The organism is Massilia frigida, assembly GCF_011682175.1.
Lineage (GTDB): Bacteria > Pseudomonadota > Gammaproteobacteria > Burkholderiales > Burkholderiaceae_D > Telluria_A > Telluria_A frigida.
The window spans coordinates 21,976-36,290 of the sequence record NZ_WHJG01000041.1; the positions used below are offsets into that span (position 1 = coordinate 21,976).

11 protein-coding genes are annotated in these 14,315 nt (G+C 64.7%); 3 read left to right on the forward strand and 8 right to left on the reverse strand.

The window, feature by feature from the left end; genetic code table 11:
• Window positions 1-115 precede the first annotated feature (115 nt).
• The gene (locus F2P44_RS27865; RefSeq protein ID WP_167091868.1) at window positions 116-1,369 is read right to left on the reverse strand and encodes a DUF4382 domain-containing protein; all 1,254 of its coding nucleotides are present in this window, start codon (window positions 1,367-1,369) and stop codon (window positions 116-118) included.
• A gap of 50 nt (window positions 1,370-1,419) precedes the next feature.
• Window positions 1,420-4,164 (reverse strand): DNA polymerase I, encoded by a 2,745-nt coding sequence (polA, locus tag F2P44_RS27870; protein ID WP_167091871.1) that lies wholly within the window; start codon window positions 4,162-4,164, stop codon window positions 1,420-1,422.
• Between the two features lie 632 nt (window positions 4,165-4,796).
• On the opposite strand from polA, the gene F2P44_RS27875 reads away from it, so the two are divergent.
• The 3 genes from F2P44_RS27875 to F2P44_RS27885 all read left to right on the forward strand — a co-directional run bounded on the left by F2P44_RS27875 (window position 4,797) and on the right by F2P44_RS27885 (window position 7,023).
• Window positions 4,797-5,216, forward strand: a complete 420-nt coding sequence (locus F2P44_RS27875; protein WP_167091874.1) for a hypothetical protein — start codon at window positions 4,797-4,799, stop codon at window positions 5,214-5,216.
• A gap of 77 nt (window positions 5,217-5,293) precedes the next feature.
• Complete coding sequence (locus F2P44_RS27880; RefSeq protein WP_167091877.1) at window positions 5,294-6,253, forward strand: homoserine kinase; 960 nt, start codon at window positions 5,294-5,296, stop codon at window positions 6,251-6,253.
• Window positions 6,250-7,023: a BPSS1780 family membrane protein gene (locus F2P44_RS27885; protein WP_167091880.1), complete on the forward strand. Its 774-nt coding sequence runs from the start codon at window positions 6,250-6,252 to the stop codon at window positions 7,021-7,023. The genes F2P44_RS27880 and F2P44_RS27885 overlap by 4 nt, the downstream gene beginning before the upstream one ends.
• A gap of 39 nt (window positions 7,024-7,062) precedes the next feature.
• On the opposite strand, the gene F2P44_RS27890 is transcribed toward F2P44_RS27885, so the two are convergent.
• The 6 genes from F2P44_RS27890 to F2P44_RS27915 form a co-directional block, all read right to left on the reverse strand.
• Window positions 7,063-9,375, reverse strand: coding sequence for a UvrD-helicase domain-containing protein (locus F2P44_RS27890; protein ID WP_167091882.1), 2,313 nt, complete (start codon window positions 9,373-9,375; stop codon window positions 7,063-7,065).
• A gap of 61 nt (window positions 9,376-9,436) precedes the next feature.
• The gene (locus F2P44_RS27895) at window positions 9,437-10,723 is read right to left on the reverse strand and encodes a M56 family metallopeptidase (RefSeq protein ID WP_167091885.1); all 1,287 of its coding nucleotides are present in this window, start codon (window positions 10,721-10,723) and stop codon (window positions 9,437-9,439) included.
• On the reverse strand, window positions 10,713-11,099 hold the full coding sequence (locus F2P44_RS27900; RefSeq protein WP_167091888.1) for a BlaI/MecI/CopY family transcriptional regulator: 387 nt from the start codon (window positions 11,097-11,099) through the stop codon (window positions 10,713-10,715). The genes F2P44_RS27895 and F2P44_RS27900 overlap by 11 nt, the downstream gene beginning before the upstream one ends.
• Before the next feature lie 121 nt (window positions 11,100-11,220).
• Window positions 11,221-11,640 (reverse strand): hypothetical protein, encoded by a 420-nt coding sequence (locus tag F2P44_RS27905; protein ID WP_167091892.1) that lies wholly within the window; start codon window positions 11,638-11,640, stop codon window positions 11,221-11,223.
• A gap of 135 nt (window positions 11,641-11,775) precedes the next feature.
• The gene (locus F2P44_RS27910; RefSeq protein WP_167091895.1) at window positions 11,776-12,180 is read right to left on the reverse strand and encodes a hypothetical protein; all 405 of its coding nucleotides are present in this window, start codon (window positions 12,178-12,180) and stop codon (window positions 11,776-11,778) included.
• 109 nt (window positions 12,181-12,289) lie between these two features.
• Window positions 12,290-14,242 carry a M56 family metallopeptidase gene (locus F2P44_RS27915; RefSeq protein ID WP_167091898.1) on the reverse strand — a complete coding sequence of 651 codons (1,953 nt, stop codon included), beginning with the start codon at window positions 14,240-14,242 and terminating at the stop codon, window positions 12,290-12,292.
• Between the last annotated feature and the right edge of the window lie 73 nt (window positions 14,243-14,315).

A 14,315-nucleotide genomic window follows, 5' to 3' on the forward strand; every position in this document is an offset into this window, starting at 1 on the left:
CCGCCGGCCGCCCAGTTCGGTGCCATCGGGACCAAACCGGGCGCGCCGCTAGCGCAGGCGCCATCGCACCCCGCAGCGCCCGTATCGGGGGCCGCAGGGCGCGATGGCCGGTGCCTTACGGCGCCAGTTGCAGGTTGACGTTGGCCTTGTCGCCAGCCGCCACATCGACCACGGCCACCGTTTTGCTGATGTAACCGGTAGCGAGCGCGTCGACGCGATACCCGCCCAGGCCCTGGACTGGCGTGACCGGGCCGAAGGTCAGCGGCAGGGATGCACCATAATTGGCGTACTGCGGCGCGACGACTGGCAGGGCGCTAATCGAATACGCGCCGCCGGCGCCGGCATCGCGCGCCTGGATCACCACGGTTTTGCCCGCAGACACAGTCTGCATCACCTTGACAAACGGCGTCACGGTCGCTTTCGCGGGCAGCAAGGTGACCGTGCCGCTGATGGTGCGGGTCAGGCTGACCGGCATGCTGATCGGCGCGGCCGCCGTGCTGATGGCGATGGTGCCGGTGGTGCTGGCCACAGGCACGCCGCCGATCACGGCCGCCGCGCGGCCACTGCCGACGATGACGATGTCGTAGGCGCCCGGGACCAGGCGGCTGAGCGCAAACGCGCCACTGGACGGATCGGCCACCACGCTGCTGACCACGCTGCCGTTTTGCTGGGCGCTCACCACCACGCCATCGCGCGCGAAGACCGGGCTGATAAAGCCGGTGATGCCGTTGGCCGTGCCCGGCACGACGGTCACGACCGGCGACAGCAGGTAGCCGCCGGCAGCCTTGGTGACGACCGAGCGGCAGGCGTCGAAATCGAGCACCAGGCCATAAGGCTGGCCGGCCACGACCTCGAAGTCGCTGATGATCTTCACGCCCGACTGGATGGCGGACGGGGTTTCCAAGGTCGTTTCAGACTTGGTGGCGGTCGGCGTGACGGTGTTGGCGAAACCGTTGCCGGTGTTCGGATCGAGCATCAGGCGCACCTGGCTGTAGCGGCCGGCCGGCACCTCGGTCGAACCGAGCGCATCGAGCTTGCCATTGGTCAGGTCGAGCAGATTGATCTTGCGCGGCGACGCCAGCACCACATCGGACCAGCCGCCATCGGTATCGACCGCGGCTGCGCTCTTGTGCACGCGCACCTTGCTGATGGTGACGTTGACCGCATCGAAGCCGCAGGCCGGCGCATCGGTCAGGGACACGTTCAGGGTGCCGGTCGTGCCGCCGATGGGCGGCGGCGTGCCGTTACCATTACCGTTGCCGTTGGTGCGATTGGCGCCGGGATTGCCGCCGCCGCCGCCGCAGGCAGTCAGCGCCAGGGCGGCCAATATGGTGCTTGCCGTGCCAAGGCGGATAAATGTGCTCTTCATCGTTCCCTCTTTCAGTAGGTATGTATATTAGTAGGTATCTATACGTTATATTAGTGTGCTTCGTCCCAGTTTTTGCCAATACCCACTTCGGCCAGCAAGGGCACCTTCAGGGCCGCCACGCCCGCCATCAATTGCGGCAGCCTGGTCTTGACCAGCTCCAGTTCCGCCTGCGGCACTTCCAGCACGAGTTCATCGTGCACCTGCATGATCATGCGCGTGGCCAGCTTGTCCGTCTCCAGCCAGTCCTGCACCGCGATCATGGCCAGCTTGATCAGGTCCGCCGCCGTGCCCTGCATCGGCGCGTTGATCGCGGCCCGTTCCGCGCCCTGGCGGCGCGGCCCGTTCGGCGAATTAATCTCCGGCAGCCAGAGGCGCCGCCCGAACACGGTTTCGACGTAGCCGCGCGCCTTGGCCTGCATGCGCGTGTCTTCCATGTACTGGCGCACGCCGGAAAAGCGCGCGAAGTACTTGTCGATATAGTTTTGCGCCGCCGAGCGTTCGATGCCCAGGTTGGCGGCCAGCCCGAAGGCGCTCATGCCGTAGATCAGGCCGAAGTTGATGACCTTTGCATAGCGCCGCTGCTCGCCCTGCACTTCCGCCGGCGGCACGCCGAAGATTTCGGCGGCGGTGGCGCGGTGGATATCCTCGCCCTCGGCGAACGCGCGCAGCATGGCCGCGTCTTCCGAAATATGGGCCATGATGCGCAGCTCGATCTGCGAATAGTCGGCCGACACGATCACATTGCCCGGACCGGCGATGAAGGCTTCGCGGATGCGGCGCCCTTCGGCGGTGCGGATCGGGATGTTCTGCAGATTCGGCTCGTTCGACGACAGGCGTCCCGTCACGGCAACCGCCTGCGCATAGTTGGTGTGCACGCGGCCGGTCTCGCGGTTGACCATCTTGGGCAGCTTGTCGGTGTAGGTCGACTTGAGCTTGGACATGCCGCGGTATTCGAGCAGGATTTTCGGCAGCGGAAAATCCTCGGCCAGCTTTTGCAGCACTTCCTCGTCGGTCGACGGCGCCCCGCTCGGGGTCTTTTTGATCACCGGCAGCTGCAGCTTGACGAAGAAGATCTCGCCGATCTGCTTGGGCGAACCGAGATTGAACGGACCGCCGGCCAGCTCGTAGGCCTTCTGTTCGAGCTCCATGATGCGCGCACCGAGTTCGCCCGACTGCACATTCAACAGTTCGGCGTCGATCAGCACCCCGTTGCGCTCGATCTTGTGCAGCACCACGGAGGTGGGCAGCTCGATCTGGCGGTAGATGAAATTGAGTTTGTCGTCGCTCTCGACATGGCCCTTCATGGCCTGGTGCAGGCGCAGGGTGATGTCGGAATCCTCGGCCGCGTATTCGGTCGCGCGCTCGAGGTCCACCTGGTCGAAGCAGATCTGGCCGGCGCCCTTGCCGCATACATCGGTAAACGGAATCGTGGTGTAGCCCAGGTGGCGCAAGGCCATGCTGTCCATGTCGTGCGGCTTGTGCGACTCGAACACGTATGACTGCAGCAAGGTGTCGTGCCGGATGCCGCGCAGGGTCACCCCGTGGTTGGCGAAAATGTGGCTGTCGTACTTGAGGTTCTGGCCGACCTTCGGTTTCGACGCATCTTCCAGCCACGGCTTCATGCGCGCCAGGAGCGCCTCGCGGTTCAATTGTTCGGGCACGCCGGCGTAGCGGTGCGCCAGCGGGATGTATGCGCCCTTGCCCGCTTCGACCGACAGCGAAATGCCGACCATCTGCGCCGTCATCGGGTCGAGCGAGGTGGTTTCGGTATCGACCGAGGTCAGTTCGGCGGCATCGACCAGCGCCAGCCAGCGTTCCAGGTCGGCCTCGGTGACCACCGTTTCGTACTCGCCGCGCATGACCGGCACCAGCGCGCCTGGGAACAGGTCGCCCTCGGGGGAATTGAGCAGTGCGCGCGGAGCGCCCTCGTCGTCGCGCTGGCTCACTTCGCGCAGCAAGGTCTTGAAGCCGTAACGCTCGAAGAAGGCTTTCAAGCCATCCTTGTTTTCCGGCTGCGCCACCAGGGTATCGGTGATCGACGCCATGTGCGCGGCCAGGTCGCAATCGGTCTTGACGGTGATCAGGGCGCGGCCCTGCGGCAGCCATGGGAGGGCCTGGCGCAGGTTCTCGCCGACCGCGCCGCCGATGGACGCCGCGTTGGCGATCACGCCATCGAGGCTATCGTGCAGCGCCAGCCACTTGAGGGCGGTCTTGGGGCCGCACTTGGCCACGCCCGGGATATTGTCGACCGTGTCGCCGATGAGTGTGAGGTAATCGATGATGCGCTTGGGCGGCACGCCGAACTTGGCCAGTACGCCGGCTTCGTCGAGCTTCTCGTTGCTCATCGTGTTAATCAGGGTGACCTTGTCGTTGACCAGCTGCGCCAGGTCCTTGTCGCCGGTGGAAACGACGGTGTCCATGCCCAGGCTGGAAGCCTGGACCGACAGCGTGCCGATGACATCGTCGGCCTCGACGCCGTCGACCATCAGGATCGGCCAGCCCATGTGGCGCACCACTTCGTGGATCGGCTCGATTTGCAGGCGCAAGTCATCCGGCATGGACGCGCGCGTGGCCTTGTATTCCGGATACATATCGTCGCGAAAAGTCTTGCCCTTGGCATCGAACACGCAAGCGATGTAAGCGGCCGGATAATCCTGGCGCAAGCGGCGCAGCATATTGACCATGCCGTGCATGGCGCCGGTGGGATGGCCGTCGGGGCTGCGCAGGTCTGGCAGGGCGTGAAAAGCACGGTAAAGATAACTGGAACCGTCGACTAACAGCAGGGTATTTTGCATAGTGCCAAAAATGAGGTTGAGCCGGGACAGGAGCGGGCGCGGCAGCGTACCGGTCATTATCGCAGAAAGCGCGGCTGGCCCGAAGCGCGAACCGGGGTCTGACCTCTGACTAGCAATTTTTGTGTCGCCTAACCGGGGTCAGAGCTCTGACTAGCAATTTTTGTGTTGCCTAACCGAGATTTGACCCCGGTCAGGCAACTTTTGACGCCGATTCCTCGCAAAACTGGGCGCTGTGCCGTGTTTTGCAACGGTTTTGCGCCTTTTAGCGGTTTTGTTGCTAATTAGAGGTCAGACCCCGGTTGTAGGAGGTGGACTCGGGCGGTAGGAATTCCACTGGCTTAGACGATGTCTAACCGGGGTCAGAGCTCTGACTAGCAACTTTTGTGTTGCCTAACCGAGATTTGACCACGGCCAGGCAACTTTTGACGCCGATTCCTTGCAAAACCGGGCCCTGTGCCGTGTTTTGCAGCGGTTTTGCGCCTTTCAGCGGTTTTGTTGCTAATCAGAGGTCAGACCCCGGTTGTAGGAGGTGACCTTGGGCGGTAGTAATTGTACTGGCCTGGACGATGTGTTTTCACAGGCGGGGCGGGGGTTTGTTACAATGGTCCACACGATCACAAGGCGACCCTATCATGCTGCGCACTTCTTCTCTCTGCAAGACCCTGGCCCTGTGCCTGCTGGCCCACGCGAACCTGGCCGGCGCCCAGCAAACCAAGCCGAGCGACGCGCCGCCCAAGCTCGAACGCCTCGACGAGAGCAATATGGCGCCAGCTACCCCCGCGCCGCGCGCGAATGAGCCGAAAATCACCGAAAAACGCGCGGGCGGCCGGACCACGGAAGTCAAAGTCAAAACCGGCAAGAGCAGCTATACGATGAAGGGCAACAATCCCGCCGGCGGCAGTTCGACCGGCGACGCCACCGGCTCGACCCTGCGCGCACCTCAATGGACAGTCGGGGAATTCGACCTGAACAAAAAGAAAAAAGCCGCCAGCGAGGCCGCCGCCAACACCGACGCAGCACCGGTGCCGCCACCGCCCGCTCCAGCCAAGTAATCCCCCCATCCGCCCGCGCGCGCCCTCTTGCGCGCGCGTACCGATATCGACCGATTCACCTTACCCTTCGCTTGCACATGGCAGTTTTTACCGCGGTCAGCCTGGATGACCTCACCTTGTTGTTGAAGAAGTTTCCATTAGGAAATGCCATCGCCATCAAAGGGATCAGTTCCGGCATCGAAAACAGCAATTTCTTCATCGATACGGAGCACGGCGAGTACGTGCTGACCATTTTCGAGAACCTCAGTTTCGCGCAGTTGCCGTTTTATTTGCAGCTGATGCGTCATCTGGCCGAGCGCGGCGTGCTGGTGCCGGCCCCGGTGCCGGACGAGTCGGGCGAACTGGTGGTGCCGCTGCACGGCAAGCCGGCCGCCATCGTCAGCAAACTCGAAGGCAGCTCGCAGATGGCGCCGCAGCCGGTCCATTGCGCGGCGGTCGGCGCCATGCTGGCCAAGATGCATCTGGCCGCGCGCGACTTTGCGCTGCAACAGCCGAACTTGCGCGGCCTGGACTGGTGGAACGACACCACGCCGCAGGTATTGCCCTTCCTCGACGAGCGCAACGCCCACCTGCTGCGCGCCGAGATGCATTTCCAGAGCGCGTTCGCGGCCTGCGACCATTACCACCGGCTCGGGCGCGGCCCGGTCCATGCGGACCTGTTCCGCAATAACGTGATGTTCGTCGGCGAGCGCCTGACCGGCTTCTTCGATTTCTATTTCGCCGGCTGCGATACCTGGCTGTTCGACGTGGCCGTCACCGTCAACGACTGGTGCATCGACCTCGATACCGGCGTGCTCGACACCGCCCGCGTGCGCGCCCTGCTCGACGCCTACCATGCGGTGCGCCCGTTCACGGCCGACGAGCAGGCCGCCTGGCAGCCCATGCTGCGCGCCGCCGCGCTGCGCTTCTGGCTCTCGCGCCTGTATGACCTCTACCAGCCGCGCGAAGCCGAAATGCTGACCCCGCACGATCCGGCCCATTTCGAGCGCATCCTGCGCGAGCGCATCGCCACCCCGGCCCCGGAATTGTTCGCATGAGCCGCCTTCCCGCCATCACCGGATGGCTCTGGATCAAGCAGGGCTTCACCCTGTTCCGCAAGCAGCCGGCGATCCTCACCATGCTGCTGTTCGCCACCCTCCTGTTCAGCCTAGCCCTGAGCGCGATTCCCCTGCTCGGGCAAATGATCACGATGGTGCTGGTGCCCTCGTTCAGCGTGGCGATCCTGCAAGCCTGCAACCTGATCGGGCAAGACCAGCCGGTCACCCCGGGCGTGCTGCTGACCGGATTGCGCCAGCCAGCCTTGCGCCGCCTGTGCAAGCTGGGCCTGATCTACCTGGCGCTGTCGATCCTGCTCGGCGTGCTGCTGGCGCTGATGGTATCGCCCGCATTCATCAAGCAGATGAGCGTACCGTTGGCCGATCGCGCCAACCTGAAAATCAGCACGGCCGACATGCAGGCGGTGCTGCTGACCGGCCTCTTGCAAAGCCTGGCGCTGCTGGCGCTGTGCTTTGCGCCAGCGCTGACTTATTGGCAGCAGATGTCACCGGGCAAGGCGACCTTTTACAGCGTGTTCGGTATTCTCGGGGCGATCCGCCCGTTCATGGTGATGCTGCTGGCGTGGTGCGCGATGTTTTTCGGCGCCTCGATCGCAGTCATGCTGCTGCTGGGCGACAGCCAGGGTGGACGGATTGCCGTCATCTGGCTGATGCTGCAATTCGTACTGCTGTTGCAGTGCGCGATTTTTTGCAGCTACCGGCAAATCTTCGGCGACCCGTCGCTGCTGCCGAAGGACGCGGCGCTCAAATAGCAACGCCAGCGGGTGGGCGCAGGCCCACCCGCCATCGATTCAGCGTCCCACCCGTTCGAGCTTGGCGACCGACAGGTCGAGCACTTTCATGCCCGCCTTGCCGAAATTGATCTGGGCGCGCGCATTGCTGCCGCCGCCTTCGATATTCACGATCACCCCTTCGCCGAACTTGGCATGCGCCACCGATTCGCCGATGCGCCATCCGGGCCCGTTGCTGGCCGCTTTCTGCTTGATCTGCTGGGCGATCTTGTTGTCCGAACCACCGCTGCTCAAGTTGGCGTCATCCCAGGCCGATTTTTTATTCCCGAACCAGTGTGACTGCACCCGCGGCGATATCCATTTGAGCGCGTCTTCCGGCAGCTCGTCGAAAAAGCGCGATTTCATGTTGTAGCGGGTCTGGCCGTGCAGCATGCGCGTTTGCGTGAAACTCATGTACAGGCGCTTGCGCGCGCGCGTGATGGCCACGTACATCAGGCGCCGTTCTTCATCGACGCCATCCATCTCGCGCGAACTGCTCTCGTGCGGGAACAAGCCTTCTTCCAGGCCGGTGATGAACACGGCGTCGAATTCGAGGCCCTTGGCCGAGTGCACCGTCATCAGTTGCAGCGCATCCTGCCCAGCCTGGGCCTGGGCGTCGCCCGCTTCGAGCGAGGCGTGCGAGAGGAAGGCCGACAGTGGCGACATGATGGTGTTGAGCGGGATATCGGCGTCGATGATTTCGGTGCCGTCGCCATTCAAAATCAGTTCGCCCGCGCTGGCCTGCGCCTTCGGTCCCATGTAGGCCGGGGCGCCCTGGCCGAAGCCTTCTTCCTGCACGAACTGGGTGGCCGCATTGACCATCTGCTCCAGATTCTCGATGCGGTCGGCGCCTTCTTTTTCGTTCTGGTAGTGCTGCAGCAGGCCGCTGGCCTCCAGCACCACGCGCACCGTTTCGGGCAGCGCCAGTTGCTGCGTCTCGAAGCGGGCGCCTTCGACCAGTTTCACGAAGCTGTTCAGCGAGGAGCCGGACTTGCCCGCCACGTAGGGCACCGCCGCGTACAGCGAAATGCCATACTGTTCGGCGGCCGCCTGCAGCGCTTCGATCGAGCGCATACCGATGCCGCGCGTGGGGAAATTGACCACACGCAAAAAGGCCGAATCGTTGTGCGGATTGTCCATCAGTTGCAGGTAAGCGATGGCGTGCTTGACCTCGGCGCGCTGGAAGTAGCGCTGGCCGCCGTAAACGGTGTACGGCAGGCCGGCCGCGAACAGGGCGTGTTCGATCACGCGCGACTGCGCATTGGAGCGGTACAGAATCGCGATCTCGCGGCGCAGCGCACCTTCGGCCATCAGGCTCTTCGCTTCTTCGATGATCCACTGCGCCTCTTCCAGGTCGGACGAGGCTTCGTAGATGCGCACCGGCTCGCCGTGGCCGGCATCGGTGCGCAGGTTCTTGCCCAGGCGCTTGCTGTTGTTGGCGATCAGGTGATTGGCGCTGTCGAGAATGTGGCCGTGCGAGCGGTAATTCTGCTCCAGCTTGATCAGGTTCTCGACCCGGAATTCGCGCTCGAAGGCACTCATATTGCCGACGTTGGCGCCACGGAAGGCGTAAATGCTCTGGTCGTCGTCGCCCACGGCGAACAGCGCGCCGGCCACCTGCTGACCATGCCCCGCCAGCAGCTTGAGCAAGTTGTATTGCAGGTCATTGGTATCCTGGAACTCGTCGACCAGGATGTGCTTGAAGCGCGCCTGGTAGTGCTCGCGCAGCGGCTGGTTGCGTTCGAGCAGTTCGTAGGCGCGCAGCAGCAGTTCGGCGAAATCGACCACGCCTTCGCGCTGGCACTGGTTGTCGTACAGCTCGTACAACTCGACCATCTTGCGTTCGATCGGGTCGTGCGCCTCGACCCGGTTGGCGCGCAAGCCCTGGTCCTTGGCGTTATTGATGAAATACATCAGGTTTTTGGGCGGATACTTCTCGTCGTCGATATTGTTCGCTTTCAGCAAGCGCTTGATCATCGACAGCTGATCCTGGGAATCGAGGATCTGGAAGGTTTGCGGCAGCGCGGCATCGCGGTAATGGGTGCGCAGGAAGCGGTTGCACAGGCCGTGGAAGGTGCCGATCCACATGCCGCGCGTGCTCACCGGCAGCATGGCCGACAGGCGGGTCAGCATTTCCTTCGCCGCCTTGTTGGTAAACGTCACCGCCATGATCCCGGACGGCGACACCTGGCCGGTCTGGATCAGCCAGGCGATGCGGGTCGTCAGCACGCGCGTCTTGCCGGAGCCGGCGCCCGCAAGAATCAGGGCGCTCTGCGGTGGCAGGGTGACGGCGGCGAGTTGTTCGGGATTGAGGTTATGGAGGAGATTTTGCATCCCGTGATTATACCGGCGCGACGCCGCCAGGCGGCGGCGTGTTCGCTGGCGAACGGCCCTGTCAGGCGCCGGGCACCACCTGGCCCTCGCGCGTGACCGTCACGTCAAGCGCCAGGTCGCCCTGGCCGCCGGTGCCGGCGATCCGGATGGCGCTGCTGGCGCCGAGCCGCGTAAGCACGCCCGGTTCGCTCACCAGCTTGCCGTCCAGGGAGATCTTGCTGCGGACCAGCACCTGGTCGCTGCCGACCGCGCTCAACGAAAAATCGCCGCTCCAGCCGCCCGCGCCCTCTCCCACGCGCACCGAAAAGTCGGACGGCGTACGCGCACGGATATGCTGCGGCGCGCCATCGGTCCCCACGCGCAGGGTCATGGCAACCGCGTAATTGGGTACGGTGGTAGGTACGGCGGTAGGTACGGCGGTGGGTACGGCGCTAGGTACGGCGCTCGCGTCGGCGCGGGCGGCCAGGGCGGCGAAGGCGGCGATGCCGGCCAGCGCCGCCACCAGAATGCGGCCCGCCTGGCGGCGCGAGGGGGACGGTGGGGTTTGTTGCAGATGCATGATGCGCTCCTTGAGTGGGTGGCAGGATTGCCAGTGGCAGACGGACGGCGTGAGGCTCACGCCGGCCTGGGTTTTCAGCATGGCGCCGGCATAGGTGCGGCGCTGGGATGGATGGCGCCGCATTACCAGCGCGTCGCAGGCCAGTTCCTGGTCGAAGCGAAAGCGCGGCGCGGCCAGGTGCACGAGGGGATTGAACCAGAACGCGCATTGGATCAGCGCCAGCAGGGTGTTGGCGGCGGCATCGGCGCGCTGCGCATGGACCTGCTCGTGGGCGATGATCAGGACTTGCTCCTCTGCGCTGTAGCGCTGGTCGAAATCGAGCGGCACCACAATCTGTTGACGCCACAAGCCGAGCAAGGCCGGGCCGGCGGCGGCATGGGCGGCGTAGGCGATGCCGCCGCGCACGCTCAGCGCTCCCAGGCTGCGCACGAAGGCGCGGTGGCTCAGGCAGAACAAGGCCAGCGTGGCCAGCGCGCCGCAGGCCCAGACCGGCAGCAGCCAGCCAGTCCAAGCCTGAGCGGCGGCGCTGGCGGCTCCCGGCGCGCCCGCCGGCCCGAACGCCGCCAACGCAGGCAGCGCGGGCAGCAGCACCAGTGCCTTGACGGGGGCGGCAAACAGCGGCTGCAAGGCGGCGGCGGCCATGGCCAGCGGGACGATCAGCCAGGCCTGGTAGGCCAGGCCGGCATCGATGCGCTGGCGCAGCGGGCGGCGCACCAGCAGCACGACGGCAATGGCCGCGCTGGCGGAGACGGCCAGGCGCAGCAGCAGCTCGGGCAGGTTATTGATCATCGTCGAGCTCTCCGATCAGGCGTTTGAGCTCGGCGATATCGGTCTTGCTCAGTTTGCGGTGCTGGCCGAAATGGGCGACCAGCGGCGCGATGCGCCCGCCGAACAGGCGGTCGAGCAGGCCCGTGCTTTCGCTGGTGAGCCAGTGCTCGCGCTTGAGCACCGCCGTGTACAGATAGCGGCGCCCCTCCTTCTGCGCGCTGACCGCGCCCTTGTTGAGCAGCCGGTTGAGCAGCGACTTGATGGTCGCTTCCTGCCACTGATGACCGCTCACGAGCGCGGCCACGATATCCTCGGCCGGCATCGCGCTGCCAGAGCGCCACAGTACTTCCATGACCTTCGACTCGGCGTCGCTGATCGCTGCCGCTTGCTGTTCCATGCGTCACTCCCCTTATTAATTACACGTGTAATCGATGACTCATGATTACACGTGTAATCGCAAAGGTCAAGCCCGTGTTGCGGGCTTCACTGCTTGTGCTTCAGTGCTGTTGCTTGATGATTTATTTGCGGCGGTAGACCGATACCAGCACGCTGGTGGGGTCGTTGACGGACAGGGCGCCATCGTTGAGGCAGTAATCCAGCGGGGCGGGCAAGGCATCGATGCTCAGGCTGACGCAGTTCGCCTTGTTCGGGGCGCTCTTGGCGGGCTTGGCGATCTTGTACTGACAGGTCATCGGCTTGGCGGCGCTGTCGGCCAGCGACAGCGTGATCGTCTTGGCGTCGATCACCATCTGGCTGCCCTGGAACCTGCGCTCAAGCTGCGCCACCTGTTCGGCCGGGGCCTTGTTTTTCTTCGCCTGTTCGAGCATGGGCGCCATGTCGATCTCCCAGTTTCCCTTGATATCGACCGAGGCGGCGTGCGACTGGGCGGCGCACAGCACGGCAATCGCCGCACAACCAACGCGTAGAGCTTTGTTCATGTTTTCCTTAACAGTGAGTCGATGGTCGTAACGCTCCAGGCGCGTGAGCGGAAGCCTGACCGCAAGCGGGGGTTCTAAACAATTGCACAATTGACATGCAATTAAGTTAACATGTAGCCCTGCTTGCGTGCGCGATCAATGGCGCCGGTAGAACTGCCTCATGCCGGCAGCCGGGTCCTTGACCACCATGCCGCCGGGCACCAGACAGTACGCAATGGGACGCGGCGAGCCATCCACGTGCAGCGCGATACAGTCATCCCTGGTCCCGACCACTGTGTATTTGAGGGTCACGGGCTGTCGGTCCTCATGGCCGGCGATCGTGAGCTTGAGCGTGTTCGCGTCGATGGTCATGATGCCGCCGCGGAAGGTCTGTTCCATCGACGCGATCGCTTTCGCCGGTGCCTTCCTCGCTTTCATCTCCACCACCATGGGCGCCAGGTCAATCATCCAGCGCCCCTTGATATCGACCGGTGCGGCGCGCGATGGGGCGGCGCACAGGACGGCCGCCGCCGCGAGACAGGCGTTGACAAATTGTTTCATATTTCCCTTGATGGTCAGATAGGTGTTCACTCCGGCACATCGCCGGAGCCCTATTCTAATCGCCTGCTCATTCGACCAGATTAACAATTTGCCAATCTGATCAAGCTGCTCAGCCCGCGCGGTCCCCTGGCACGGGCCGCGCCAGGCCCCTGGCGACGGCGTCGCGCAGGACCTCGCGCATCACGCGCTCGGCCGCTTTGCCATGCTGGTCCATTTCGCGGCCCAGGACATTCATTTGCTTGCCCAGCGCGTCCATCGGCTTGGCGGCTTCCTTCATCTGCTTGTCGATGGCATCCATCGGCGCGCGCGCCGCCTCCATCTTGCCATGCTGGCGCTCCAGCTGGGCGTGCTGCGCGTCGAGCTGGCGTTCGATGTCGCCCAGCTTGGTGTTGAGCTGGTCGCGCTTGCCCGACAACTGGGCGCGCGCGGCACCGCTGGCGTCGTCGATCTGGCGCTCAAGCAGCACGATGTCGCGCTGCAAGCGGCCCTGCTGCGCCGCCAGCGCCGCGATCAGGCCGGCGATGCGCTGGGTGTCGGCGTCGGCGGGCCGATGGGCGCCGGCGGTGCGTTCCATCTCGCGCCCCAGCTGTTCGACCACCTTGCCGTGCTTTTCCATCTCCTTGCCATGGACGTCCATCTGGTCGCCGAGGCGCTTGAGCGGCGCATAGGCTTCGGTCACCCGGGCGATCAGCGCAGGGTCCTGCACCACGTACGCCTTGCCGCCCTGGCGGAACCAGAGGAAATCACCCTTGACGCTGTGCTTGGCGGCGTCGATGTCGTCGAAGTCGCGGCTGTCGCCACTGAGCATGCCCTTGCGCTCGGCGCCCTGCACCAGCGCGTACGACATCTCGCCGACGCCTTTGGTGATGCTCACGGGAAGACGCGGCGGTGCGGGCGGCGCCGGTGGCGCCGGCGGCATCGGTGGCGCCGGCGGTACCGGCATATCCATCGCTGCGGCGGAAACGGCCGGAACCGCCTTCGCAGCCGGGGGGGCCGGCGGCGCGGGGGGGACCGGCGGCAGCGGCGCACGCACGGCGCGCGCGGCCTGGGGCTGCGCTAAAGGCGCGCTCTGCGCGTTGGCGTAGAAGGCGGCGCAGGCGGCCGACAGGCCGAGAATCGGCAGCGCCATCTTCCAGTTGAGCGGTTCGGTATCCGGGCGGACCAGGCGTTTGATGCGGGACATAAGATTTCCTCCGTGAGCCCCATGGGCGAGTTGAGGTGTGGAGAACTGGAACTGGTCCAGTTCGGATAATGCAAGCGCCAGACGCCGCGGTTCGCCGAGCATGCTTGCTGCTAAATCATCTGCGATCTGTTCGCGCTCGATGCGCACCCGGTGCGACAGCCACCACACTGCCGGGTGATAGAACAGCACGATTTCGATCGCACTTTGCATCAGGTTGACCAGGTAATCGAAGCGCCGGATATGCGCCATTTCGTGCGCCAGCAGCGCCTCCAGCAAGTCGGGCGGCATGCCGCTCACCAGCGCGGCCGGCACCAGGATCACCGGACGCCACCAGCCGGCCGTGACCGGGCCGGGAAGGTCGTCCACCAGCCCCAGCGCGACCTGGCGCGCCACGCCGAAGCGCAGCGCCAGCCGGTCCACCCGCGCCTGCCATGCGGCGTTGTGCGTGTACTGGCTGCTCTGGCTGCGGCGCCGCACCCAGGCCAGGCCGAGCAGCAGGCGCAGCGCCAGCAGGCCGGCGCCGCAGCTCCAGAAAAACATCAGCAGGGGCAGGCGCTGCCGCAGCGCCGGCTCCCATGAGGCGACCTGCACCGCCAGCAGGGGGGCGCCGCCGGGAATCTGCGGCATGCCGCTGGCGGCCAGCGGCAACATGGTCGTAACCGCCTGCGCATCGAGCACGCGCTGCACCGTGCCGGCCAGCGGCAAGGCGGCGCACAGCAGCAGCGCGGCGCAGCCGACCGCGTAGCGCAGCTGGGGCCGCGCAGCGCGCAGCAATCCCAGCACCATGGCGGCGAGGCAGCCGATCAGCAAACCCTGCCAGACAAAATCGAGCAGCGCCCAGCCCAGGCTGGGCACGATGACGGCGAGCATGTCGTTCATGGGGGGCTTCCTGCGTGCATGGTCTCTCCGTCAAAGGGTCAATGTAGAATAAAATATCTAGATACTTTTGTCT

Excerpts from the sequence above, each read along its gene's own strand:
- F2P44_RS27915 (WP_167091898.1), bottom strand. The coding sequence starts at position 14,242 with ATGAACGACATGCTCGCCGTCATCGTGCCCAGCCTGGGCTGGGCGCTG.
- F2P44_RS27895 (WP_167091885.1), bottom strand. The coding sequence starts at position 10,723 with ATGATCAATAACCTGCCCGAGCTGCTGCTGCGCCTGGCCGTCTCCGCC.
- F2P44_RS27865 (WP_167091868.1), bottom strand. The coding sequence starts at position 1,369 with ATGAAGAGCACATTTATCCGCCTTGGCACGGCAAGCACCATATTGGCC.
- F2P44_RS27885 (WP_167091880.1), top strand. The coding sequence starts at position 6,250 with ATGAGCCGCCTTCCCGCCATCACCGGATGGCTCTGGATCAAGCAGGGC.
- F2P44_RS27910 (WP_167091895.1), bottom strand. The coding sequence starts at position 12,180 with ATGAAACAATTTGTCAACGCCTGTCTCGCGGCGGCGGCCGTCCTGTGC.
- F2P44_RS27875 (WP_167091874.1), top strand. The coding sequence starts at position 4,797 with ATGCTGCGCACTTCTTCTCTCTGCAAGACCCTGGCCCTGTGCCTGCTG.
- F2P44_RS27890 (WP_167091882.1), bottom strand. The coding sequence starts at position 9,375 with ATGCAAAATCTCCTCCATAACCTCAATCCCGAACAACTCGCCGCCGTC.
- F2P44_RS27900 (WP_167091888.1), bottom strand. The coding sequence starts at position 11,099 with ATGGAACAGCAAGCGGCAGCGATCAGCGACGCCGAGTCGAAGGTCATG.
- F2P44_RS27905 (WP_167091892.1), bottom strand. The coding sequence starts at position 11,640 with ATGAACAAAGCTCTACGCGTTGGTTGTGCGGCGATTGCCGTGCTGTGC.
- F2P44_RS27880 (WP_167091877.1), top strand. The coding sequence starts at position 5,294 with ATGGCAGTTTTTACCGCGGTCAGCCTGGATGACCTCACCTTGTTGTTG.
- polA (WP_167091871.1), bottom strand. The coding sequence starts at position 4,164 with ATGCAAAATACCCTGCTGTTAGTCGACGGTTCCAGTTATCTTTACCGT.